The following is a 23,732-nucleotide window of genomic DNA, read 5'->3' as shown; positions in this document are numbered from 1 at the left end:
TGTCCCATTACATCATGCCGCCCATTCCTCCCATGCCGCCCATACCACCGGCAGCACCTAAATCGGCTTTATCTTCTTTCGGCAGATCGGTCACCATACATTCAGTGGTGATCATCAATCCGGCAACAGAAGCCGCATATTGCAGTGCAGAGCGGGTCACTTTGGTCGGATCCAGAATACCCATCTCGATCATATTGCCGTATTGCTCAGTCGCCGCGTTATAACCGTAGTTACCTTCGCCGCCTTTCACGTTATTGGCAACCACAGACGGCTCTTCACCGGCGTTGGACACAATCTGACGCAGCGGTGCTTCCATTGCTCGCTGAGCAACTTTGATACCCACGTTCTGATCTTCGTTGTCGCCTTTCAGACCGTTGATTGCAGTCGCAACACGGATCAGGGCGACACCACCGCCAGCCACCACGCCTTCTTCAACGGCGGCACGGGTCGCGTGCAACGCATCTTCAACGCGTGCTTTTTTCTCTTTCATTTCAACTTCGGTTGCTGCGCCAACTTTAATGACGGCAACACCGCCGGCCAGTTTAGCCACACGTTCCTGAAGTTTTTCTTTGTCGTAATCAGAGGTTGCTTCTTCAATCTGCTGACGGATCTGGGATACGCGCCCCTGAATTGCCGCCTCGTCGCCCACGCCATCAATGATGGTGGTGGTGTCTTTGTTGATGACGACACGTTTAGCCTGACCCAGATCTTCCAGCGTCGCTTTTTCCAGCTCCAGACCGATCTCTTCAGAGATGACCGTACCGGCAGTCAGCGTCGCGATGTCTTGCAGCATGGCTTTACGGCGGTCGCCGAAGCCCGGTGCTTTCACCGCAGCCACTTTCACGATGCCGCGCATGGTGTTCACCACCAGCGTTGCCAGCGCTTCACCTTCAACATCTTCCGCGATAATCAGCAGCGGTTTACCGGCTTTCGCGACCGCTTCCAGCACTGGCAGCATTTCACGAATGTTGGACACTTTCTTGTCCGCCAGCAGGATGAACGGGCTTTCCAGCTCAACGGAACCTGTCTCAGGCTTGTTGATGAAGTACGGAGACAGGTAACCGCGGTCAAACTGCATACCTTCTACCACGTCCAGCTCATCTTGCAGACCGGAGCCTTCTTCAACGGTGATAACCCCTTCTTTACCGACTTTTTCCATCGCTTCCGCGATCAGTTTACCGACGGTTTCATCGGAGTTGGCGGAAATGGTACCAACCTGTGCAATCGCTTTAGTATCCGCGCAAGGAACGGACAGTTTTTTCAGCTCTTCAACCGCGGCGATAACGGCTTTATCGATACCGCGTTTCAGGTCCATCGGATTCATGCCCGCGGCAACGGCTTTCAGCCCTTCATTCACGATAGACTGCGCCAATACGGTTGCGGTCGTGGTACCGTCGCCTGCTGCATCATTCGCTTTAGAGGCGACTTCTTTTACCATCTGCGCCCCCATGTTCTCGAACTTGTCTTCCAACTCGATTTCACGGGCAACAGATACGCCGTCTTTGGTAATGGTCGGCGCGCCGAAAGATTTATCCAACACAACGTTACGGCCTTTCGGACCTAAAGTGACTTTCACTGCATCAGCCAGTACATTCACGCCGCGCAGCATTTTTACGCGAGCGTCATTACCGAATTTTACGTCTTTAGCTGCCATGATGTATTTCCCTTAAATTCGTTCAGTTCAGATGAGTACGCGCAATTACGCTTCAACAATTGCCAGAATGTCGCTTTCAGACATGATCAAGACTTCGTCGTTATCGATCTTCTCTGCTTTCACGCCATAGCCATCATTGAAAATAACGATGTCGCCAACTTTCACATCCAGCGGCTTCACTTCGCCATTTTCCAGGATACGCCCATGACCTACGGCCAGAACTTCACCACGAGTAGATTTACCTGCGGCGGAGCCGGTCAGAACGATACCGCCAGCAGATTTGGACTCGACTTCTTTACGCTTGACGATCACGCGGTCATGCAATGGACGAATTTTCATTGATAGCTCTCCTTTAAGAAAGTCCATATCGGTTTAGGATAAACGCCGACCATGCTTTCACGATCGGCCTTGTGGTGTTCTAAGTGGGGACGTTTCTCTGCCCTTCAAGGGCAAAAATTCATTTTTTTTGCGTCAGGCGGCTACTTATTGATAACAAAGAATAAAAATTGATAATTATCAATGCGATAAATATTCGTCTGTTTTTTCAGCCCGCTGGGGTTTTAGTGGTTATCCCGGTCGTCCTGGTGCTCAATATTGGCACGCCCGTCATCTTTACGCTGATATTCCCCTTCAAAGGTATTCCTGGTGGACGCCGACGCCCCCGCACCGGAGCCCCAGACATGCAGATGCGGCATCAGCTTAAGCGTCAGGCTTTTCTGTATCGGCGGCAGCAACAGCAACAGCCCCAGAAAGTCTGTCAGGAAACCGGGGATCAAAAGCAAAAACCCAGCCAACACCAGCGACACGCTCTTAACCATTTCCGCGGCGGGGCTTTCCCCGGCGGCCATTTTCTGCTGCATCTGCACCAGCGTTTTCACCCCCTGATTACGCACCAGCGAGACGCCCACGCAGGACGTGAAAACCACCAGCAGAAGGGTTACGGCAACGCCCAGCGCGTCCGCAACATGGATAAATATCGATATCTCGATGTAAGCCAAAAGAAAAATAAATAATAACGGTAACCAGCGCACCCGGTTCTCCTGTGTTTTATACATACAGCGGTTGATAACAACGTGTTAAGTCATCGCGTTCGAAATTCGGATGAACCCTACCTCCAATGAGGTAACAAACACACGTTCTGTCTGGCGATCCTTCACATGATGATTCTTCAGAAAATGGATGCGCGTTTGCGCATTTTCAAGCCGTTGCGACACATTTATTGTGCCAAATAGTAACGCGTGACAACTATCACAGTTCATTTATCGCCGTCAGGAAGAAAGTCAGTATAGTGATCTAAACACCTATTTTTCACGGCCATAACGACATATCCTCTCGGTCATGGACAACGGAGCCAGTCAAACATCTCAAAACTACGACCAGGATAAAATGATTTATCCAGAGCCAGATCACGTCCCTAACATCAGATCATCATGCCTGGTCACGCAACAGGATAAAAAGCACATGTCTGAAAACATTCGTATTGAAGAAGACCTGCTAGGCACCCGAGAAGTTCCCGCTGACGCTTACTATGGCATTCACACGCTGCGCGCCATCGAAAACTTTTATATTAGCAGCAATAAAATCAGTGACATACCCGAACTTGTTCGCGGCATGGTCATGGTAAAAAAAGCGGCGGCGTTGGCCAACAAAGATTTGAAAACCATCCCGAAAAACATCGCCGAGACCATCATCCACGCCTGCGACGAGGTGCTGAATAACGGTAAATGCATGGGGCAGTTCCCGATAGATGTCTACCAGGGCGGCGCGGGGACATCCGTCAATATGAATACCAACGAAGTGTTAGCCAATATCGGCCTGGAACTGATGGGCCACCGGAAAGGCGAATATCAGTATCTCAACCCGAACGACCACCTGAATAAATGTCAGTCCACCAATGATGCCTACCCAACCGGATTCCGTCTCGCCGTCTACGCCGCCATACTGAAGTTGACGGATGCCATCTCAAAACTGAGTGAGGGGTTTGAGCGTAAATCGCATGAGTTTGCAAACATTATAAAAATGGGACGGACTCAGTTGCAGGATGCCGTACCGATGACACTCGGTCAGGAATTTTATGCCTTTAACGTACTGTTACAGGAAGAAACGAAAAACCTGCTGCGCACATCGGAACTGCTACTTGAAGTCAATCTGGGCGCCACGGCGATAGGAACACGTCTGAATACGCCGGACGGTTACCAGCAACTGGCGGTGCAGTATCTGGCGGACGTCAGCGGCCTGCCTTGTGTGCCGGCGGAAGATTTGATTGAGGCGACATCAGACTGCGGCGCCTATGTGATGGTACACGGTTCACTGAAACGTCTGGCGGTGAAGCTGTCGAAAATCTGTAACGACCTGCGCCTGCTCTCTTCCGGCCCCCGTGCGGGCCTGAATGAAATTAACCTGCCGGAGTTGCAGGCCGGTTCCTCGATCATGCCGGCCAAGGTTAACCCTGTCGTACCGGAAGTCGTCAATCAGGTGTGCTTCAAGGTCATCGGTAACGACACCTGCGTCACCATGGCATCGGAAGCCGGGCAGTTGCAGTTAAACGTCATGGAGCCGGTCATCGGTCAGGCGATGTTTGAATCGATCCACATTCTGACCAACGCCTGCTACAACCTGCTGGAGAAATGCGTTAACGGCATCACCGCCAACAAGGATGTGTGTGAAGCCTATGTCTTCAACTCCATCGGGATTGTCACTTACCTGAATCCGTTCATCGGCCACCATAACGGCGATATCGTCGGCAGGATCTGCGCAGAAACAGGAAAAAGCGTGCGTGAAGTCGTGCTGGAACGCGGCCTGCTGACGGAGGCCGAACTGGATGACATTTTTTCCATCCAAAACCTGATGCACCCAGCCTATAAAGCCAAACGCTACACCGATGAAAGCGAGCTTCCTTAATATCGATTCTCATTCCAACAGGCACGTTCGTTCACGAAGAATGGCGTGCCTGTATCTTTGCCGTCTGCGGCCGTAAAAAAATAAGTTAAGCATATCAATTAAATGAAGGAGCATAGTCATGCTTGGTTTTGAGTTACTCATTGTTTTGCTCGCCATCTACTTGGGAGCACGACTGGGGGGCATCGGTATTGGTTTCGCCGGGGGTCTGGGGGTGCTTGTTCTCACGTTGGGGTTTCAGATAAAGCCCGGCATGATCCCTTTTGACGTGATTGAAATTATCATGGCCGTTATCGCCGCCATCGCCGCGATGCAGGTGGCGGGCGGCATGGATTATCTGGTCAGTCTGGCGGAGAAACTGCTACGTAAACACCCGAAATACGTCACGTTTCTCGCGCCGCTGGTCACTTACTTCATGACCATACTGGCGGGAACCGGACACACGGCGTTCTCTACCCTCCCCGTGATTGCCGAAGTCGCCAAAGAACAGGGGATTCGCCCTTCCCGCCCGCTCTCCATCGCCGTTGTCGCATCGCAAATCGCTATCACCGCGTCCCCTATCTCGGCGGCGGTGGTGTTCGTCGCCGGTATTCTTGAACCACACGGCGTCAGCTATCTGCTGCTGTTAGGCATTTGTATTCCCACGACGCTATCGGCCATCCTGTTGACGGCGATCGTGACCAACTTCCTGGGTAAAGAGCTGAAAGACGATCCGATTTATCAGGAGCGTCTGAAAAAAGGCGAAACCACGCTGCGCGGTAACAGCCAGCATGAAATAAAACCCGGCGCCAAACTTTCCGTGGTGTTGTTTCTCATCGGGATCGTTGCCGTGGTTCTGTATGCCACGGCAATCAGCGGCACCGTCGGGCTGATTCAGAACCCGGTTCTGCCGCGCAATGAAGCGATTGTGGTCTTCATGCTGACGATCGCCACGCTGATTTGCCTTACCTGCAAAATCGACACCGCGCGCATCCTCTCTGCCAGCACATTTAAATCCGGCATGAGCGCCTGTATCTGCGTCATGGGCGTTGCCTGGCTGGGCGATACCTTTGTTAAAGCGCATATTTCCGATATTCAGGACACCGCTGGCGCGCTGCTGCAAAGCTACCCGTGGATGCTGGCCGTGGTGCTGTTTTTCGCCGCAACGCTGCTTTACTCGCAGGCGGCGACGGCGAAAGCGCTGATGCCCGCCGCGCTGCTGCTGGGCGTGTCGCCGGTCACGGCAGTGGCATCTTTTGCCGCCGTTTCTGCCTTATTCGTTCTGCCGACCTACCCCACGCTGCTGGCGGCGGTGGAAATGGACGACACCGGTTCAACGCGCATCGGCAAGTTTGTGTTTAACCACTCCTTTCTGATCCCCGGCGTACTGGCGATTACGCTGTCGGTGATATTCGGCTTTATCCTCGGCAGCATCCTGATCTAACGCTTGCCTTTCGGACAGCCCGCGCGGATCGGCGTTACTCGTCGATCCGCCTCATTCCCTCGCGCGGTTCATTCCCTTCAAACAATAAAGCAGGGTATAGTGTCGCTCTGATTGTCCGGGATTTTGTTCATCTGACGCGGAGGATATGATGTCTGACCACCGGTTTTGCGATGCCGTCGTCATACTGTGTACCGCACCTGACGACGCCTGTGCGCAACGGCTCGCCAACTCGCTGCTGGAAGCGCGGCTTGCCGCCTGCGTCACCCTGCTGCCCGGCGCACGTTCGCTCTATTACTGGGAAGGCAAGCTCGAACAACAATCAGAAGTACAAATGCTGATAAAAAGCGAGACATCACATCAGCAAGCGCTGCTGACTCACCTGAAACAACAACACCCTTACGATACGCCGGAACTGTTGGTTCTGCCGGTATCCGGGGGCGATAGCGATTACCTGACATGGCTCAACGCATCTTTACGCTGATTTTCCTGTTATGGACGGCTTTCGGCGCACCCAGTGCGACCGCCTCTTCTTTTGGTCAGAAACTGTTTGGCAACAGTACGACGTCACGGTTTCTGCCTGTCGATGGCGCTTTTGCCTTTGAGTTTCAGCAACGGGGAAACCAGCTTAATCTGCGCTGGGATATCCATCCCGATTACTATCTCTACCGTGCACAAATTAAGATCGAAGGGAACGGCGCCACGCTGGGTAACGTGGTATTGCCGCAGGGCGAAAGCCATAACGACGAGTTCTTCGGTCAGGTCTTTATCCTACGGGGTCGGCTGGCGCTAACGGTCCCCATTGAACAGGATGAAAACGGTGCGACCGTCAAAGTGACGTATCAAGGCTGCGCCGATGCAGGTTTCTGCTATCCTCCGGAAACGCGCACCGTTCCTCTCAGTCAGGTGCCTGCTGCCGCAGACGCGGATGCAGCGATCAATACGCTATCAGGCAAGGCAACACCATCAGACCAGACGGCTCCGCCGCAGACCACACCCATGCCGTTCTCGCCGTGGTGGGCGCTGCTGATTGGTATCGGCGTCGCCTTTACGCCCTGCGTTCTACCGATGTACCCGCTGATCGCCAGTCTGGTGCTGGGCAGAAAAGAACAGCTGACGCCGCGCCGAACGCTGCTGCTATCGCTGACCTACGTTCAGGGTATGGCCTTAACCTACACGCTGCTCGGGCTGATTGTCGCCGCCGCGGGATTGCGTTTTCAGGCAGCGCTCCAACATCCTTATATTCTGATTGGCCTGTCGGTGCTGTTTGTCGCACTGGCGCTGTCCATGTTTGGCGTTTATACGCTCCAGCTCCCGTCATCGATACAAACCCGGCTGACGGCGTGGAGTAATCGCCAGCAGGGGGGGGCCGTCACCGGCGTGTTCTGCATGGGCGCACTCGCCGGGCTGATTTGCTCCCCCTGTACCACCGCGCCGCTCAGCGCCATCCTGCTTTACATCGCCCAGAGCGGCAACACGCTGGCAGGCGGCGGCACGCTTTATCTCTACGCGCTGGGCATGGGTTTACCCCTCATTCTGGTCACGCTGTTCGGCAACAAACTGCTGCCGCGCAGCGGCCCGTGGATGCAATACGTGAAGGAAGCGTTTGGCTTCATTATCTTGGCTCTGCCCGTTTTCCTGCTCGAACGCATTTTGGGCGAGATCTGGGGAATGCGCCTGTGGAGCGCGCTGGGTATCGCTTTCTTCGGTTGGGCACTCATGCTGACGCTACGCAGCAACAAAGGCTGGATGCGTGGCGTGCAGTTGCTGCTACTGGCAGGCATGGTGATCTGCGCCAGGCCGATGCAAGACTGGGTATTCTCTCCGACTGGCGAGGCCCAATCCCACACATCGGTACTGAACTTCGCCCCTGTCGCCAATATGGCCGACCTCAACAGCGCGCTGGCAAACAGCCATCAGCCTGTTATGCTCGACCTTTACGCTGACTGGTGCGTGGCCTGTAAAGAGTTTGAGAAATACACCTTCAGCGACCCAGCGGTGCAAAGCCATCTGTCGCGCATCTCGCTATTACAGGCGGATGTCACCGCTAACCGCGAAGAACATAATGCGCTGCTGAAAAAGCTACAGGTCTTAGGGCTACCGACCATCATATTTTTTGATGCTCAGGGGAAAGAGATACCGGGCTCGCGCATCACCGGCTTTATGAACGCTGAACAATTTCAGGCGCATTTGCAGAAAGTGAGCCCATAAACTAACACTTTCTATTCGATTCTGCGCTTCTGGAGGAGACTAAATGCAACGGGAAGACGTTCTTGAACACGCGCTCACGCTACTGGAGCAGCACGGATTCGCCATGACGACGCTGGATATGCTGGCAGAAAAGCTGGGCGTTTCCGTAGAGGATCTCGCCCCATTCTGGCCGGATCGGGAAGCGCTCCTGTATGACTGCCTGCGTCACCACAGCCAGCAGGTCGACACCTGGCGGCGTCAACTGCTATTAGACGACGAGAAAACCATCGAACAAAAACTGCTGGCACGCTATCAGGTGTTGCATGAGTCGGTGAACAAACAGCGCTATCCGGGCTGCTTGTTCATTGCGGCGTGCAGCTTCTTCCCTGATATCAACCACCCTATCCACCAGATTGCGGAACAGCAGAAACTGGCGTCTTACCGCTACACCCGCGATTTACTGGAAGAGCTGGAAACCGACGATCCCGAGATGGTGGCGCAGCAGATGGAGCTGATTCTGGAAGGCTGCCTGAGTAACCTGCTGGTCAAGCATCAGTCCGCCAGCATCGCTACCGCCCAGCGGCTAGCAGAGGATGTATTACGCTTTGCGCTGTGCCGTAAAAACGGCGCACTCACCTGATTTCAGGTACAAAATGCGGTAAAGCCCGCATTTTGGCTGAAAAGTCGGCAGTCAACCGCGTTTTGTACGCTTTCGCTGATAAACTCGTTGACGCCGACAGGCCTTTACGGTTTAATGCGCCCCGTTGCCCGGATAGCTCAGTCGGTAGAGCAGAGGATTGAAAATCCTCGTGTCCTTGGTTCGATTCCGAGTCCGGGCACCACTTATTTAGAAACGGACGTCTACTGACGTCCGTTTTGCTTTATAAAGTCAACAAGTTATCCCCTTCTGTTTGTCTACTACTGTCCGTTAAAATCTACTGCCAGCGCTGCTCTCTGCTCAACCATAAGTTGACGGGTATTGCGCAGCGCTTTGATATCCTGCTGCTCAGTGGTTTTGAGCGGAACAAAATGGATGCCCGGGCGACATGCTGTTTGTCAGAGCATCGTTTGCATCGTTCTTCTGGCTTCTGACAACGGCTTTTACGTGCAGGGCGGGGATAAGCTTTACGCTGAATCCCATAGCACTGAGGGGTCGGCCCCAGTGATGAGAGGTTGAACAGGCCTCCATCACGATTAACGTCCCCGGTTCAAACTGGCGGAGCCCATCCAGCAATTTCTGACGCGATATGTTCTGTTCCAGGCAACAGAGCCAGCATTCATCCAAACACAGACCTGAAAAACAGATTTGGCAACAATGTTAACCAGTAAAGATCCTACAAGGTCAGCGCCTGTCATACAGTCAGTCATACTGACTTAAAATTATTCCACAACCTTCATGCCCTCTAAATGTGCACGATATCCATCTATGCACTATAAAGGTGCGTCACCATAGAGCAACTCAACGCATTACTTCCAAAAACCTCATAAAAATCAAAATACCACAAACTGGCATCACTCTTGCATTCCCACTTAATGAAACCATAGTCCCATATTTTGAGACCTGCATAATGTCCATATTAAAAACTACCGCCCAAATAATGAAGCTAATGGTAGAACTTCAGGGCGGCATGCGTATCAACGATGTGATCACTCATCTGAAGATGCCCAAAAGTACCGCCTCTCGGATAATGAGTCAGCTTGAGTCCTACGGATATCTGGAAAAGGATCCCGTACAGGGAACTTTTCTGCCAGGCCCGTTGATCATGTCGGTCTCTCATTTGATTAGCCGTCAGATAACCTTGAGCGATCACGTGGATATTGCGCTACGCGGGCTCTGCGAGCGAACTGGCTACACCGGCTATATCTCAATACTTGATCACCAGGAAATTCTGGTTCTACGGGTAATCCATGGCCGGCAGTCACCTTCAGTGGTGACCTGGCCAGGATCCCGTTCCCCGGCATGGGGAACGTCTACCGGACGAGCATTGCTGGCCCGCTTTTCGAATACACAACTCCATGACTTTTTTGCCAGCCCAATCGTCGTTTCACAGCTCAGCGGTTCTAACCAGGATGTCACGATGCTGGTCGCCGCCGTTTCCCGTGCCCGTGATGCCGGTTACGCAACCGCCATTAATGAATCAGTCGCCGATACGGCGTCCGTCAGTTGCGCGGTAGGCGATCCGACCACCAATGAAGCAGTAGCGTTTTGCCTCTCTTTCCCCCAACACCTTGCCACACCTGAAGAGTTGCAACGGATCGCGACATTACTAAAAGAAACAGCCATCAGAATCGCCGTTAAAACCGGCGATACGCTGATGACCGGTTCGCTTTGATTTTTCCTTATGCCAATATCAGGAGAACACCGTGAGTCAGACCGTCCATTCAGAAACACAAGCGGATAGCCGTGAGAGACATCCCCGTGCTTTTGCACCATCAACATTAATTTTACTGTTGTTGCTCAGCATCTTCGGCGCCGTTATTGGTGTCCAGTTATTAACCACTCTTGGCGTTACACCAAACACGGCGATTATTGGCGCGATGGTGGCGATGATTATCGCCCGTGTTCCACTCCAGTGTTTCGCTCGCTTTCGCTCAATACATATTCAAAATCTTGCTCAAAGTGCCACATCAGCCGCTACATTTGGTGCGGCGAATTCACTGCTCCTTCCCATCTCGATCCCCTGGCTTTTTGGTCATCAGGAGATGGTAATGCCAATGTTTTTTGGTGTGGCGCTGGCAATGTTACTGGATGCCTGGCTGCTGTATCGTTTGTTTAACACGCGAGTTTTTCCGGCTGAAGGGGCATGGCCGCCGGGGATTGCAGCAGCGGAATCTATCAAAGCAGGCGATCAGGGGGGTAAGCATGCTGCGCTGCTGGGTACCGGGATTGTGATAGGCGCCATCGGTTCGTGGTTTAAATTTCCGATGGCGGCGCTTGGTACGGCCTTTATCGGCAATATCTGGGCCCTGAGTATGCTTGGCGTTGGCTTTCTGTTGCGTGGTTATTCAGAGCCGATGTTTGGTATTGATATCAACAAGCTTTACATTCCACACGGCGTAATGGTGGGGGCAGGTCTGGTCGCCCTGTTTCAAATAGTCAAACTCATCAGGCAAAGCAATACCAGCAAAAAGCCACATCACAATGAGGATGAAACGCTAGAGAAACATCAAAACGAGCAAATCGGTAAAACAATCCGCCTGGGGGCGATCGGATTTGTCGTTATCTCGGTTCTGATTGCACTAAGCAGCGGCCTGTATACTCATCTGTCTTTGCCATGGCTCATTGCCTTTATGCTCTATGCGGCATTTGCTGCTTTCCTGCATGAAATGATCGTTGGCCTTGCAGCGATGCACTCAGGGTGGTTCCCTGCTTTCGCGGTAGCGCTCATCACGCTGATTATCGGCATTCTGATTGGTTTTCCTCCCGAGGCTTTGGCCATGCTATGCGGTTTTTCCGCTGCGACGGGTCCGGCATTTGCCGATATGGGGTACGACCTTAAAGCTGGCTGGATTCTGCGCGGCAAGGGCCAACACACCCGTTTTGAACTGGAAGGTCGCCGCCAGCAACTGATTGCCGCAATGCTGGCCTTTGTGGTCGCCATTCCCGTCGTGCTGTTTATCTTTCGCGATTACTTTTCTCAGGGGCTGGTGCCGCCCGTGGCCAAAGTTTACGTTGCGGCTATTAACGCGGGCGTGTCTCTGGATATTGCCAAATCGATGCTGATTTGGGCCATTCCCGGCGCAATTATTCAACTCATTGGCGGGCCAGGACGTCAAATGGGCGTGCTGCTGGCTACCGGGCTTTTGATTAACAACCCGCTGGCGGGCTGGGCAGTACTGATCGGTATCGCTATCAGGGCCATCGTTATGCGCGTCGGCGGTGAGCCGGTACGAAACAAAATAGAGGTGCTGGCTGCAGGGCTTATCGCTGGTGATGCTCTGTTTAGTTTCTTTAACTCTGTCCTGTCGGGCAGTAAAAAGTAATCACTTAATATCAGGAGTATAGTTATGAGTTTTAAACAAACATTACAGGTCTTTGAGTTACTCGACAGTGCATACGCCAGTGGTGAAAAAGTAAAAACGCTGTTGGCCGACTACCCCGGTATAGACGTCAGCGTAAAAGCCGTCCATGGCCCTAAAGGGAGTACTGATTTTGTAAAAATCATTATTCCCGGAACACAGGGGAAACGTAACGGGGGAAATGCGCCAACGCTGGGCATTGTCGGACGACTGGGGGGAATTGGCGCACGCCCGGGGCGTATCGGGCTGGTTTCTGATGCCGATGGTGCAATAGCGGCCATTGCCAGCGCGCTGAAGCTGGCAGAGATGCAGCGTCAAGGTGACAGCCTGCCTGGCGATGTCATTGTTACTACCCATATTTGTCCTGATGCGCCAACACGACCACACGAACCGGTAGATTTTATGGACTCACCGGTAGAAACCGAGGATATGAATGAACAGGAAGTCTCTGCGGAAATGGAGGCGGTGCTCTCTATTGATACAACCAAAGGCAATCGTATTATCAATCACAAAGGATTTGCTATTTCTCCAACGGTGAAAGAAGGCTATATCCTGCGGATATCAGATGATCTGCTACGGATAATGGAAATGACGACCGGACAGTTGCCGATCACTTTCCCCGTAACGACTCAGGACATCACCCCTTATGGTAACGGTATTTATCATATAAATAGCATCTTGCAGCCATCGATTGCCACAACTGCGCCGGTTGTTGGTGTGGCGATTACCACTGTCAGCGCGGTTCCAGGATGCGGTACGGGTGCAAGCCATGAAATAGATATTGCTCAGGCCTGTAAATATGCGGTAGAGGTCGCGAAAGAATTTACCCGTGGCACCTGCCAGTTCTTTGATAAAGCTGAATATCAACGCTTGTTGGATTTATACGGCTCTCTGGCGCACCTGCAAAAGCGTCAGTCGGGAGTTTGATGATGGCGATTCATAAAATCGGCACGTTAACCATCGGACAGGCGCCGCGTAGCGATATCACACCGATCCTTAATGCTGCATTACCTGCGCACGTGGAATGCCTGCATGCCGGTGTATTGGACGGGCTGGACGACGCCGCGATTTCTGCTCGTTTTGCTCCCCAGCCGGGTGATGCGCAGCTTACCTCACGTCTGTTGGATGGACGTGCCGTCGTGATGGGTAAACCGGCGGTAGGTGAAGCGTTACAACAGAAGATCGACTGGCTGGAAGCGCAGGGCTGTGAAATTATCGCGATTTTATGCACGGGGGAATTTCACGGGCTGCGCAGCAAGAAGGCATGGCTGGTCGAGCCTGACCAGATCCTTCCTCCGACGTTGAATGCACTGGTGGGGATTCGTCGTGCCGGAATCCTTGTACCGCTGGAATCTCAGATTGCCAGTGAAATGGAAAAGTGGAAAGAGGCGAAGCAAGCTCCGGTCTATGCTGTCGCATCGCCTTATACGGCCAGTGAAGAAGAGATAGCAACAGCGGCTCAATCACTGGAGGCCCAGGGCGCTGACGTGATTATCACCGATTGTATGGGGTACACCGACTGGCATCAGAAAATTTGCACCCGGCACGTGGCGCTTCCAGTCATATTGTCAAATAAATTACTGGCTGACCTGCTGAGTAATTTGCTATAGGGAGAAACAATGGATCTATTATTACTTAGCAATTCGGTACTGCCGGGTACAAATTATCTTGAGTATGCCTTGCCAGTACTGAAAGCCCAGCTCCGTACACGCCGCAAGGTTATATTTATACCTTTTGCCGGCGTGACACAAAGCTGGGATGCCTACACCGACAAAGTTCGTCTGGCACTTGCCGAGCTCTCTTTACAGATCACCGGCATTCATCAAATGGATGACGCTCGGGCAGCCATTGATTCTGCGGATATTGTCATGGTCGGGGGAGGAAACACTTTCAGTCTGCTCAAACATTGCCGTGACTATGGTCTGATTGACCCCATTCGTGAGGCGGTCAAAAAAGGGGCGTTATATGTGGGCTGGAGTGCAGGGGCAAATCTGGCCTGCCCGACGATCCGGACGACGAACGATATGCCAATCATTGATCCGGAAGGATTGGATGCACTCAATCTCGTGCCACTTCAGATTAACCCACATTTTACTCATGCGCTGCCAACCGGACATCAGGGCGAAACGAGAGAACAACGGATCCGTGAGCTATTAGTCTTGGAGCCACAGCTTGAAGTGATCGGTCTGCCGGAAGGCAACTGGATTTCGGTACAGAATGGCAAAGCACGCCTGGGCGGGAGTAAACCGGCATGGCTTTTCAAAGCCAATGAGCCGGCGATTGAACTTGCCGCCGATCATCACTTTTACTGACGGAGGTTATAAATGCTCGGCATTATTAGGGTATTGACCCACGACGATCAACATTTCGTTGAAGAGCATGGCCGTTTAATTCAGCAAGAGTACGGTATTGCAAGCATGAGCCGTTGCATCGCAGATCAGCGCAATGGTATTTACGATGCAAATAGCGAGGCGCAGGCGGTACCGAAGATTGTCGCACTCGGCAAAACGTTACAGTCTGAAGGCTGTACAGCGCTATTTCTAAGCTGTGCCGCGGATCCCGGACTGGCGCAGTTACGCTCTTCAGTGACGATCCCGGTGGTCGCTGCCGGTAGCGCATCCGCAAGTATTGCCGCAATGCTTAAACGTCCGGTGGCAGTTATGGGGATTGGCGCAGCGGCACCCGCCCCATTTCGCGCGCTGTTGGGTGAGGATGTGCGTTATGCAAGGCCGCAAGGCGTGACGAAAACGATTGATCTCCTGACAGGAGATGGTCAAGCAAGCGCACTGGCCTGTGCAGAAATATTGTACAAAGAGGGAGCGGAAGTTATCGCGTTTTCCTGTACGGGGTTGTCTACGATTGGTCTGGCAGACGTCATTCGTAAAAAACTGGGGAAAATTGCCATTGACGCCGTCAGCGCAGCTGGATTGTTCGCTGCGCAATTATCGTAACCGTTGAAAGCCCGCAATACTTCTCTGCGGGCTTTATTCGGCAACGACTCTTCTACTCTCGCTGGCGCGGACGCTTTACTCTTCCATTCCATTATCACCGTTCGATAAAGGTGATGAGTTCGTCAACGGTCGGGGGGCAGCATCGCTGCCCTTTTTACCGTCAGGCTTCTGTCAGGCGTTTGCGATCGACTTTGCCGCTGCCGGTTTTGGGAAGCTTGTCGAGCACCACAATGCGCCCCGGCACCATATAAGCCGGTAAGAACTGATGTAGCTGTTTGCGCAGCGCCAGTTTGGTCATTTCTGAACCGGGTTTATATTCAACGTAGCCCACCAGCACCGCGTCATCCCCTTCGCCCTGAAGCTTGACGGCGGCATCCTGCACCTGCTCAATTCGCTTTAGCTGCGCTTCGATCTCGCCTAACTCGATGCGAAATCCCCGTAATTTGATCTGATCGTCGAAGCGACCGAGGTACTGATAACGATCGTCCGCCAGCAGCCGCACTTTATCGCCGGTGCGATACATGCGCTGTCTGGACTCCACCTGACGAATAAAACGATCCTGCGTCAGATCGTCACGCCGCCAGTAACCGCTGCTCAGCGCCTCACCGAGAATGCACAGTTCTCCTACCATCCCTTCCACCAGCGGGTGGCGATCGTCGTCGATCACCAGATGCTGGTAGCCTGCCAGCGTGTTCCCCAGCGCGACCGTAGGTGGATTATCCAGCGCCTCAGCATCTATTTGCGCCATCTGCGACCAGACCGTCGCTTCGGTTGGGCCATAGCAGTTCCACAGCGTCCGACAATGGCTCACCAGACGCTGAGCCAGTCTGAGATCGAGCGCCTCACCGCCGCACAGCGCCACCAAATCAGATTTCCCCTGCCAACCCGCCTTGAACATCATGCGCCAGAAAGCGGGCGTGGCCTGCAATACGTTGATTTCCGGCCTCTCTTGCAAATATACCGCGACCGCCTGCGGATCCTTGTATTCCTCATGTGTGGTCAGGTGCAGCACGCCGCCGACCCACAGCGGCGCGAACACTTCCAGCATGGAGATATCAAACGCCAGCGTAGTGATAAGCAGCCAGTTGGCTTCTGCCGTTAACGCCAGCCGTTCCACGCTGGCATGAATAAAAGTTTGCAGCGCCCGCTGACCAATCACGACGCCTTTCGGTTTCCCCGTCGAACCGGAGGTGAACATCATGTAGGCCGCGGTTTCCGCTCCACCGTTACGCGCCAGCTTTACGCTCGCGGGTGAGACGTTGGCGACATCCACGAAATCGCAGAGGTTCAGTATCGGGCAGTCAAACGTGAGCGTGTCGTGGGTATGCTCGTCCTGCAAAACCGCTGCCAGTGCGGCTTCCTGCTGGATCGCCTGTAGCCGCTCTCCCGGAAAATCCGGCTCCAGCGGTACAAACGCCACCTGAGAGAACAGGCAGGCCAGCAACGCCGCCACGGTGTCCGGCTGGCGGCTAAGGTGCAGCCCCACGCGCTGACCGGCAGTGATGCCCTGCGCCGCCAGCCGCTGTTGGATCCGCGCCACGCGCTGTAGCAGTTCCCGATAGTCGATGACCTGCCCTTGAAAACGGATCGCCACGCGGTTCTGAAGTTCATCCCGAGCAAGACGCGCCAGCAATTCATCATACAGCGCGTGCGTCATTTCGCGGTGCGGCAGCGGCACAACTTGCGGACTGAGGCGGATCTGCGCCAGCCGCACCCAGCGCCGAGCCAGCAGCCCATCGAGTAGCTGCGTGAGATGGCGAGCCATACGCTGAAGCTGCCGATTGTCGAACTGCCCGTCAGGCGCCGTCAGCGTTAATCGATCGTTCTGCACCTGCACGATCAGCGCCACGTTTTGCGCCACGGCAGGCTGCGAGGCGATTGCGCCCACGATCAGCAGGCTGCTAAACAGCGCATGCCGCGTTTCTGTTGCCGGGATTTCTGGCGCAGCGTGCGGGTCGCACAACGATCCCACCTCGGCGATCCAGTCGCTGACCAGACGATCGCGCTGATAAAAATGCACGATCAGAGGTATTACGTTGTCAGGAAGTTCAGACGTAACGAACGCCGTACACACCTGCTCTTCACCGCTGTATTTGTAAAGCAGCCAGCTCCACGCCACGCTTACCAACGACGCAGGATACTGCTGAGATAGCTCACTGCTGTGGCGCTGTTCACCCTGCGCGGCTCCTACCCGCTGCCCGAAGGCCGTGGGCTGCTGAATATCCGCCAGCCGGTTCCCGATGACTTCATGGCTTCCCGTCATGACAGCGTTTCCTCATTGGCAATCGCCTTCGCCTGTGCCAGATAGCCGCTCAGCGCCTGTGGTGACGGATAGCGCTGCAATAGCGCCACGCTCACCGGCTGCGCTAACGCACGGCTCAATGCCTGTGCCAGCGCAATACGCTGGAGCGAATCGACGCCACATTCATACAGCGTCTGCGACCAGAGGCCGGATTCGCTCCGCGCCAGCGTCTGCGCCCACACGCACAGCAGTGACCGGGCAAGCGGCGTATCCGGTGTGTCCGTGCTGCTGGCCGAAACGGTTTTGAGCATCGTTTTCACAGCGACCGCTTCTGTCGCTTTCTCATGCCCGATAATCTCGGCTGGCTGCTGTGGCACGCTATTGATCAGCGCCACCACCTCGTCATGCCAGCGCATCAGCACCCGACGCGCCTGCACGCTATCCAGCACCGCCGCATCAAACTCGAAGCGCAGCAGCATGCAGCCCGCCTGTTCACTCACCACCAGATTCAGCGGCATCTCAACTTTCTCATAGGCGGCGGAGAACTCGGGAGATAGCCGATGCGGATCGTCAGCGCGTTGGCTCTGCTCCGCTTTCGCGCCGGGATAGTTTTCATAAATAAACAGGCTGTTGAACAGACGAGGGCGTCCGGCCGTGAGCGCCATCAGCGACTGCGTGGCATGCTGATTCATCGCCATCAGCTCATTCTGTAACTGCACCAAATGCTGTTGCAGCGACATCGACTGCTGCCAGCTTAGCGCCAGCGGCAGGCTATTGATGTACAGACCCACGCTGCTCGCTACATCGTCCACCGGGCTTTCCCTGCCCGACAGCACGTTCCCGACAATACTGACCGCATCGCCAGTCGACCTTGCTAGCAGCCGGTGCCAGGCATATTGCGCAATAATGCTGTGAGTGACACCCACTTCGCGGGCAAAAGCGGTTAACGTCGCCTGATCCTGTTCGTTCAGGCTCACGCTGGTAACCTGCGGTTCAATCTGTGTCAGATGCTGGCTGAGATCGGCGCGTTTGCCTGCCGCCGCAAACAGCACGGCCACATCGTTTGTCTGCACCAGCAGCGGCAGACGCTGTTGCCAGAAAGCCTCGACGGCGGGCTGCTGCGCCACGGCGTGCAGCGCATAATCCACATAGGCGCTATCGACCTGAATCGTGGGTGTTTCACCGCGCATTAGCAGCAAATAATCACGGTGCACCGCGCCCAGCAGTTGTGGCCCGCTCCAGCCATCAATCACACTGTGGTGACAGCTCAGCAGCACGCGATAGTCCCGCTCGCCTAAACGGAAACAGGCAACCCGCAGCAGCGGCGGCTGCGACAAATCAAACCCGGTACGTAAATCCCGCTGGCGATAGCGTTCGATGACCGCCTGTGGATCGGCATCCTGCATCAAATCCTGATAATGGAAAGGCAGGTCTGCCTGCTTCACAATCACCTGCACATTGGCCAGTTCGCTTTCCAGCGCGGCACGCAGCGCCGGGAACCGCTGAATCTGACGCTGCCATGCCTGACGATAGCCTTCCACGTCCAGCGCCTGCGCATAGCGAATCGGCGTTTGCAGATGATAGGCATCGTCCTGCGGACAGCGCAGGCGATGATACAACATCGACTGCTGGAGCGATGACAGCGGCAGCAGCGTGTCGATGTCATAACGCTGCGACAGGCCGTCGAGCTGCGTCTGGCTCAGCGTAACCGCCGGGAAGTCGCTGGGGGTAAAGACGGTGCCGTGACTGAGCTGCGCCAGACAAGCTGTCGTCAGCGTCCGCAAATTCTCCGTCAGGCGCGCCATCAGGCGTTCGCTGTCGCGCTGATTAAGGCATCCCACCTGACGCAGCGTGAGCTGCCCGCGCGCAATGCCGCCGTGGAGACTGATAATCTCTGCCGGTTTATTCTCCAGCGCGACACAGACTCCCGGCGCGACGTCCAGCGGTCGCCACTCACCCGCCGCCTGAACCGACAGGCCAAGATAGTTGAACACAATCGGCGACAGCGTGAGCGTATTGCCCTGTGGGTGATGGTAGCGCAGCGGGTTAAACCCGACGCCTCTATCCGGCACCTGACGCAGTTGTTCCTTGCTGGATTGAATCAGTGAAGCCCAGTCGGGCCGATCTTGCAGGCACACCGGATAGGTGCTGGTAAACCACCCGACCGTGCGGCTGACATCCAGCGTCGGATCAATCGCTTCGCGACCGTGCCCTTCCAGCATGATGCGCGCTTTGTCGCCCCAGCCGAGATCGTGTAGCGTGCGCGTCAGCGCCGCCAGCAGCAAATCGCTGACGTCGGTATTGAAAGCCCGATTGGCCTCGCTCACCAGTTGACCGGTGGTTTCCGCATCCAGCGTCAGCATCGCAGCGCTGGCCTGACCCTGTGGATCCTTCGCCGCCAGCAGCGCCGTTTGATCCACGCCGTCTTCCTGCGCCTGCCAGTACGTCAGCTGTTCCGCATGCTGTGTGGCGTAATGTTGCAGCGCAGCGCCCCACTGACGATAGCTCGACGTTTTCGGCGGCAGCGGCTCACCGCGGTACAGCCGCTCCAGATCGTCAACCAGAATGCGCCAGGAAACAGCATCAATCACCAGATGGTGGAAGGCGAGGAACAGCGCCGTGTCCGCCTGTGGATGGTGTCGCACCAGCGCGCAGGCCACCGTTCTTCCCTGCGCGGGATCGAATTCACTCTGCAACGCGGTAAACGCCTGTTGCAGGCCGTCGTCGCCAAGCTGACGGTAATCCAGTATCGATACCGCAGGACAAGGCACATCCGTCAGATAGCGTTGCCCTTCGGCATCACAGGCCAGACGCAGCGCGTCGTGTTGCGCCATCAGCGCCTGCAACATCGAGGCAGGGCGCTCGCTATCCACTTCCGGCAGTTGGATCATCGCCGCCTGATTCCAGTGCTCAGGGCGTGCCAATGGCTGTGCCATAAACCAGCGCTGAATCGGCAGCAGCGCGAATTCGCCTTCCAGCGTCCCCTGCTCTGCCACCATGCCTGTGTCGCGGTTGTTCTGCGCCAGCACGCGGCACAAACGCCGCACGCTTTTCGCCTCGAATACGTCTTTCACCGTGCAGGCATAGCCCGCGCTGCGCAGGCGGGTGGTCAGTTGAATACTGAGAATAGAATCACCGCCTAAGCGGAAAAAATCATCCTCAACGCCCAGCGGCGTATTCAGCACGCTGCGCCAAATCGCCAGCACGTCTGCTTCCAGCGGATTATCGGCTTCACCGTCGCCTTCACTTGCCTCCAGCACCGGCGGCAGTTGTTTCGTATCGAGCTTACCGTTCGGCGTCAGCGGCATGTCTTCCAGCAGAACCAGTCGGAACGGCACCATGTATTCCGGCAGGTGCTTCGCCACCTCCATCAGCACGGCGGCGGGCTCCGGCGGGCTGCCGCCCGCTTTCACCGTGGCATAGGCAACCAGCGCCGGACGGTTCCCCACCTGCGCCACGATGACCTTAACCTGCTTCAGCGACGGGCAGACCGCCGCCAGTTGAGCCTCAATCTCACCCGGTTCAATGCGGTAGCCGCGCAGTTTGATCTGCTCATCAATACGACCACAGTATTCATAGTCGCCGTTGTTCAGCCGTCTGGCTTTATCCCCCGTGCGATAAATGCGTAACGTCGTCGGAGCGTGTCCGGTACGGTTCACGTCATTCAGCGTAATGTGCTCGAAGCGGCTGGCGGTCATCTGCGGCTGATTGAGGTAGCCACGCGCCAGCCCAAGTCCCGCCAGACAGAGTTCGCCCGGCACGCCTGCCGGACACAGTTGCCCGACGGCATCCAGTATCAGCGCCTGAATATGGGTAATGGGTTTGCCGATAGTGACGGGCTGGCCTTTACGCAGACGGGTGCTTAACGCGGTAACGGTACACTCGGTCGGCCCGTACATGTTGTACAGCGCGACCTTGTCGGCCCAGTTTTCCACCACCGCGTTCGGGCAGGCCTCGCCCCCCATGCCAATGGCCTGAATGCCGTCAACCTGCTCAGGATCGAGAATCGACATCAGCGCCGTCGGCAGGATCAGGTGCGTCGCGCCCGCCTGTTCGGCCTGCCCGATCGCCCGATCGTTAGGCTCGCCAAACGCCAGTGTGCCGCCGCTGCTCAGCGGCAACAACGTTGTCATATTGCCGGCGTCAAAGGAGAGCGACATGCAGTTGAACATGGTGCTTTGCGGCGTGAAAGCGATGCGATCGCGGTGATCGTCCAGCAGATTGATCAGCGAACCGTGTTCGATCATCACGCCTTTCGGCAACCCCGTGGAGCCCGAGGTGTAGATCACCTGCGCCAGCTGCTGCGCGTGACGCGGAACCAGCGGGGGTTCATCACCCGGCAGATCGCGCCACTGTGCCACAACCGCCGGATCGGTCAGATCGATACGCTGTTCGGCCGGCCACTGCGCCAATTGCTGCCCATCGCCGCCGAGAATGGCGGCGAGATTGGCATCGCTGATAATGTGCCGCAGCCGCTCTGGCGGATAGTCGGGATCCAGCGGCACATAGGCGGCGCCCGCTTTCCAGACGGCCAGCAGCGCAATCACAAAACAGCGGTCGCGTTTCGCCAGCACGCCAACCAGCGACTGTTCGCCCAACCCCTGACGGTGCAGCCAGTGCGCCAACTGATTGGCCTGCCTGTTCAGCTCGGCATACGTCAGCGTGTCGATACGCTGCTCGCCATCAAAGGCTATCGCCAACTGTTGTGGATCGCGCTGCGCCACCGCTTCAATCACGTCGGTTACCGTTAGCTGTGGCTGCGGGTAGCTACGCGGCAGTTGCTTACTCTCCGCCAGCACGGCGGCAAAGCGATCCGCTTCCATCAGCGGCAGATGCCAGACATCGGTTTCCGGGTTCTCCACCACGGCGTCGATCAGCCGGATAAAGCGGTCGGCGTAATCCTGAATGGTCTGGCGCTCAAACAGCGCGGTGGCAAACAGCCAGTCCAGCCGGACCTCGCCCATCAGCTCCGTCACCTTGACCGAAATGTCCGTCTTGGCGGGCAGCACCGGCGAAGTTTCTTCCACCGCATCACAGCCGGGGATCAGATCGTTGAAATCCACTTTTGCCTGATACACCAGCATCACCTGAAAGATCGGGTTGATCGCGGTAGTGCGATCGGAACCAATCGCCTCGCTCAGCGCCTCAAAACGGTAGAGTTGATGATCGAAGGCCGACAGATCCTGTTCACGACAATATTGCAGATAATCAATGAAGCGTTGGCTGTCCTGCAACTGGGTGCGCAGCACGATGGTGTTAACGAAGAAGCCGACGACATCTTCGATATCCGGCCGTTCGCGGTAGGCCAGCGGCGAACCAATGACAATGTCTTTCTCGCCGCTGATGCGCGCCAGCAGCAGCGAGAATACCGCATGCAAGCCGATAAAGCTGGACGTATTGTAACGCTGACACAGGCGTTTAAATTTATCCCACAGTACGTTGTCGATCGCGGAGAAGATCACTTCTCCATCGCTGTTCTGGTGCGCCGGACGCGGCTTATCCAGCGGCAGGCTGTGCACTTCGGGGATACCGGCCAGTCGCTCAACCCAGAACGGCTTGAATTCGTTGTGGTAATCCAGAAACGCCGCGGAATTGAACCAGTGGGCGTAGTCGATATAGTTAAGGCGGGTGGGCTCGACGGGATAAGGCTGGCGGTTCTGACAAGCCAGAAAAGCCGGTTTGAAGTCCGCAAACATATTCTTCACCGACCAGCCGTCGGAAATAATATGGTGCTGGGTGATCATCAGAATATGCACCCGCTCGCTCATCTTCACCAGCCGCACGCGAGTGAGATCGCCCGCGGTGAGATCGAACGGACGGCTGATTTCCGCTTTCACCTGCTGCTGCAAGCGTGCTTCCCGTTCCGCTTCCGGCAATTGTGAGAAATCATCATGCTGTATCACAAAGGGTTGATAGGCATCGATACGCTGTTCACCCTTGCCCTGTTCGTTAACCACAAAACGGGTACGCAGGCTGGCATGGCGCTGCGCCAGCGCATCAAAGGCAAATTCCAGCGCCGCCACATCCAGCGTGCCGGTCAGACGAAAATAGACCGGCATATTATAGAGGTGCGATTGCTCTTCGTACTGTTCGATAAACCACAGCCCGCTTTGCGATGACGACAGCGGGCCAGACGTCGCATTCTGCGGCGCAATGGGGCGTTCAAACGCCTGCTGCGCCGTCAGGCAGCGCACAATGGCATCTTTGTTTTCCTTGATTGTGCGCCCAATGTCTGCGGTGATCGCGTCTTTGTTGGACTGCGAAATCAACTGTCCCTGCGCATTTAACGCCAGACGGACGCCCTGGCGTTCCAGCCGCTTTAACAGCGTTACGATATCTTTCATGACTTATCACTCT

Annotated in this window: 16 protein-coding genes and 1 tRNA gene; 12 read left to right on the top strand and 5 right to left on the bottom strand. The window is 55.3% G+C overall.

What is annotated here, in order from left to right; all coding sequences use genetic code 11:
- Positions 1–7 precede the first annotated feature (7 nt).
- The 3 genes from groL to EDC54_RS05520 form a co-directional block, all read right to left on the bottom strand.
- Positions 8–1,654 (bottom strand): chaperonin GroEL, encoded by a 1,647-nt coding sequence (gene groL, locus EDC54_RS05530; protein WP_132454084.1) that lies wholly within the window; start codon positions 1,652–1,654, stop codon positions 8–10.
- A gap of 45 nt (positions 1,655–1,699) precedes the next feature.
- A complete protein-coding gene (locus EDC54_RS05525; RefSeq protein ID WP_165904274.1) occupies positions 1,700–1,993 on the bottom strand; it encodes a co-chaperone GroES in 294 nt (97 codons plus the stop codon).
- A 221-nt stretch (positions 1,994–2,214) separates the two neighbouring features.
- Positions 2,215–2,685, bottom strand: coding sequence for an FxsA family protein (locus tag EDC54_RS05520; RefSeq protein WP_132454080.1), 471 nt, complete (start codon positions 2,683–2,685; stop codon positions 2,215–2,217).
- A 430-nt stretch (positions 2,686–3,115) separates the two neighbouring features.
- Between EDC54_RS05520 and aspA the strand changes: the two genes are divergently transcribed.
- The 12 genes from aspA to EDC54_RS05455 all read left to right on the top strand — a co-directional run bounded on the left by aspA (position 3,116) and on the right by EDC54_RS05455 (position 15,133).
- On the top strand, positions 3,116–4,555 hold the full coding sequence (gene aspA / locus EDC54_RS05515; protein WP_132454078.1) for an aspartate ammonia-lyase: 1,440 nt from the start codon (positions 3,116–3,118) through the stop codon (positions 4,553–4,555).
- A 118-nt stretch (positions 4,556–4,673) separates the two neighbouring features.
- A complete protein-coding gene (locus EDC54_RS05510) occupies positions 4,674–5,975 on the top strand; it encodes an anaerobic C4-dicarboxylate transporter (RefSeq protein ID WP_132454076.1) in 1,302 nt (433 codons plus the stop codon).
- Positions 5,976–6,123: 148 nt separating this feature from the next.
- Complete coding sequence (cutA, locus tag EDC54_RS05505; protein ID WP_132454074.1) at positions 6,124–6,456, top strand: divalent cation tolerance protein CutA; 333 nt, start codon at positions 6,124–6,126, stop codon at positions 6,454–6,456.
- A complete protein-coding gene (locus tag EDC54_RS05500) occupies positions 6,432–8,183 on the top strand; it encodes a protein-disulfide reductase DsbD (protein ID WP_132454072.1) in 1,752 nt (583 codons plus the stop codon). The genes cutA and EDC54_RS05500 overlap by 25 nt, the downstream gene beginning before the upstream one ends.
- Before the next feature lie 43 nt (positions 8,184–8,226).
- Positions 8,227–8,802 (top strand): transcriptional regulator, encoded by a 576-nt coding sequence (locus tag EDC54_RS05495; RefSeq protein WP_132454070.1) that lies wholly within the window; start codon positions 8,227–8,229, stop codon positions 8,800–8,802.
- A gap of 126 nt (positions 8,803–8,928) precedes the next feature.
- A tRNA-Phe gene (locus tag EDC54_RS05490) sits at positions 8,929–9,004 on the top strand.
- A gap of 726 nt (positions 9,005–9,730) precedes the next feature.
- Positions 9,731–10,495, top strand: a complete 765-nt coding sequence (locus EDC54_RS05480; RefSeq protein ID WP_132454068.1) for an IclR family transcriptional regulator — start codon at positions 9,731–9,733, stop codon at positions 10,493–10,495.
- Between the two features lie 109 nt (positions 10,496–10,604).
- Positions 10,605–12,146 carry an OPT/YSL family transporter gene (locus tag EDC54_RS05475; RefSeq protein ID WP_230514482.1) on the top strand — a complete coding sequence of 514 codons (1,542 nt, stop codon included), beginning with the start codon at positions 10,605–10,607 and terminating at the stop codon, positions 12,144–12,146.
- Between the two features lie 24 nt (positions 12,147–12,170).
- Positions 12,171–13,109, top strand: coding sequence for a DUF1177 domain-containing protein (locus EDC54_RS05470; RefSeq protein ID WP_132454064.1), 939 nt, complete (start codon positions 12,171–12,173; stop codon positions 13,107–13,109).
- Positions 13,109–13,792 carry an AroM family protein gene (locus EDC54_RS05465; RefSeq protein WP_230514474.1) on the top strand — a complete coding sequence of 228 codons (684 nt, stop codon included), beginning with the start codon at positions 13,109–13,111 and terminating at the stop codon, positions 13,790–13,792. The genes EDC54_RS05470 and EDC54_RS05465 overlap by 1 nt, the downstream gene beginning before the upstream one ends.
- 9 nt (positions 13,793–13,801) lie before the next feature.
- Entirely contained in the window at positions 13,802–14,494 is a 693-nt protein-coding gene (pepE, locus tag EDC54_RS05460) for a dipeptidase PepE (RefSeq protein WP_132454062.1), read from the top strand.
- A 12-nt stretch (positions 14,495–14,506) separates the two neighbouring features.
- Positions 14,507–15,133 (top strand): aspartate/glutamate racemase family protein, encoded by a 627-nt coding sequence (locus EDC54_RS05455; protein ID WP_132454060.1) that lies wholly within the window; start codon positions 14,507–14,509, stop codon positions 15,131–15,133.
- A gap of 160 nt (positions 15,134–15,293) precedes the next feature.
- Here the strand turns inward: EDC54_RS05455 and EDC54_RS05450 are convergent, their stop codons facing one another.
- Together EDC54_RS05450 and EDC54_RS05445 are read right to left on the bottom strand one after the other, a co-directional pair.
- Positions 15,294–17,396 (bottom strand): amino acid adenylation domain-containing protein, encoded by a 2,103-nt coding sequence (locus tag EDC54_RS05450; RefSeq protein ID WP_132454058.1) that lies wholly within the window; start codon positions 17,394–17,396, stop codon positions 15,294–15,296.
- A complete protein-coding gene (locus EDC54_RS05445) occupies positions 17,393–23,719 on the bottom strand; it encodes a non-ribosomal peptide synthetase (RefSeq protein WP_132454056.1) in 6,327 nt (2,108 codons plus the stop codon). Before EDC54_RS05445 ends, EDC54_RS05450 begins: the two co-directional genes overlap by 4 nt.
- Between the last annotated feature and the right edge of the window lie 13 nt (positions 23,720–23,732).

This window comes from Samsonia erythrinae (assembly GCF_004342665.1).
Classification (GTDB): Bacteria; Pseudomonadota; Gammaproteobacteria; order Enterobacterales; family Enterobacteriaceae; genus Samsonia; species Samsonia erythrinae.
Note: the sequence above shows the minus strand (reverse complement) of the source record. Positions and strands in the feature narration are given on the sequence as shown.

Coding starts and splice junctions, on each gene's coding strand:
- groL (WP_132454084.1), bottom strand. CDS start 1,654: ATGGCAGCTAAAGACGTAAAATTCGGTAATGACGCTCGCGTAAAAATG.
- EDC54_RS05525 (WP_165904274.1), bottom strand. CDS start 1,993: ATGAAAATTCGTCCATTGCATGACCGCGTGATCGTCAAGCGTAAAGAA.
- aspA (WP_132454078.1), top strand. CDS start 3,116: ATGTCTGAAAACATTCGTATTGAAGAAGACCTGCTAGGCACCCGAGAA.
- EDC54_RS05510 (WP_132454076.1), top strand. CDS start 4,674: ATGCTTGGTTTTGAGTTACTCATTGTTTTGCTCGCCATCTACTTGGGA.
- cutA (WP_132454074.1), top strand. CDS start 6,124: ATGTCTGACCACCGGTTTTGCGATGCCGTCGTCATACTGTGTACCGCA.
- EDC54_RS05500 (WP_132454072.1), top strand. CDS start 6,432: ATGGCTCAACGCATCTTTACGCTGATTTTCCTGTTATGGACGGCTTTC.
- EDC54_RS05495 (WP_132454070.1), top strand. CDS start 8,227: ATGCAACGGGAAGACGTTCTTGAACACGCGCTCACGCTACTGGAGCAG.
- EDC54_RS05480 (WP_132454068.1), top strand. CDS start 9,731: ATGTCCATATTAAAAACTACCGCCCAAATAATGAAGCTAATGGTAGAA.
- EDC54_RS05470 (WP_132454064.1), top strand. CDS start 12,171: ATGAGTTTTAAACAAACATTACAGGTCTTTGAGTTACTCGACAGTGCA.
- EDC54_RS05465 (WP_230514474.1), top strand. CDS start 13,109: ATGATGGCGATTCATAAAATCGGCACGTTAACCATCGGACAGGCGCCG.
- pepE (WP_132454062.1), top strand. CDS start 13,802: ATGGATCTATTATTACTTAGCAATTCGGTACTGCCGGGTACAAATTAT.
- EDC54_RS05455 (WP_132454060.1), top strand. CDS start 14,507: ATGCTCGGCATTATTAGGGTATTGACCCACGACGATCAACATTTCGTT.
- EDC54_RS05450 (WP_132454058.1), bottom strand. CDS start 17,396: ATGACGGGAAGCCATGAAGTCATCGGGAACCGGCTGGCGGATATTCAG.
- EDC54_RS05445 (WP_132454056.1), bottom strand. CDS start 23,719: ATGAAAGATATCGTAACGCTGTTAAAGCGGCTGGAACGCCAGGGCGTC.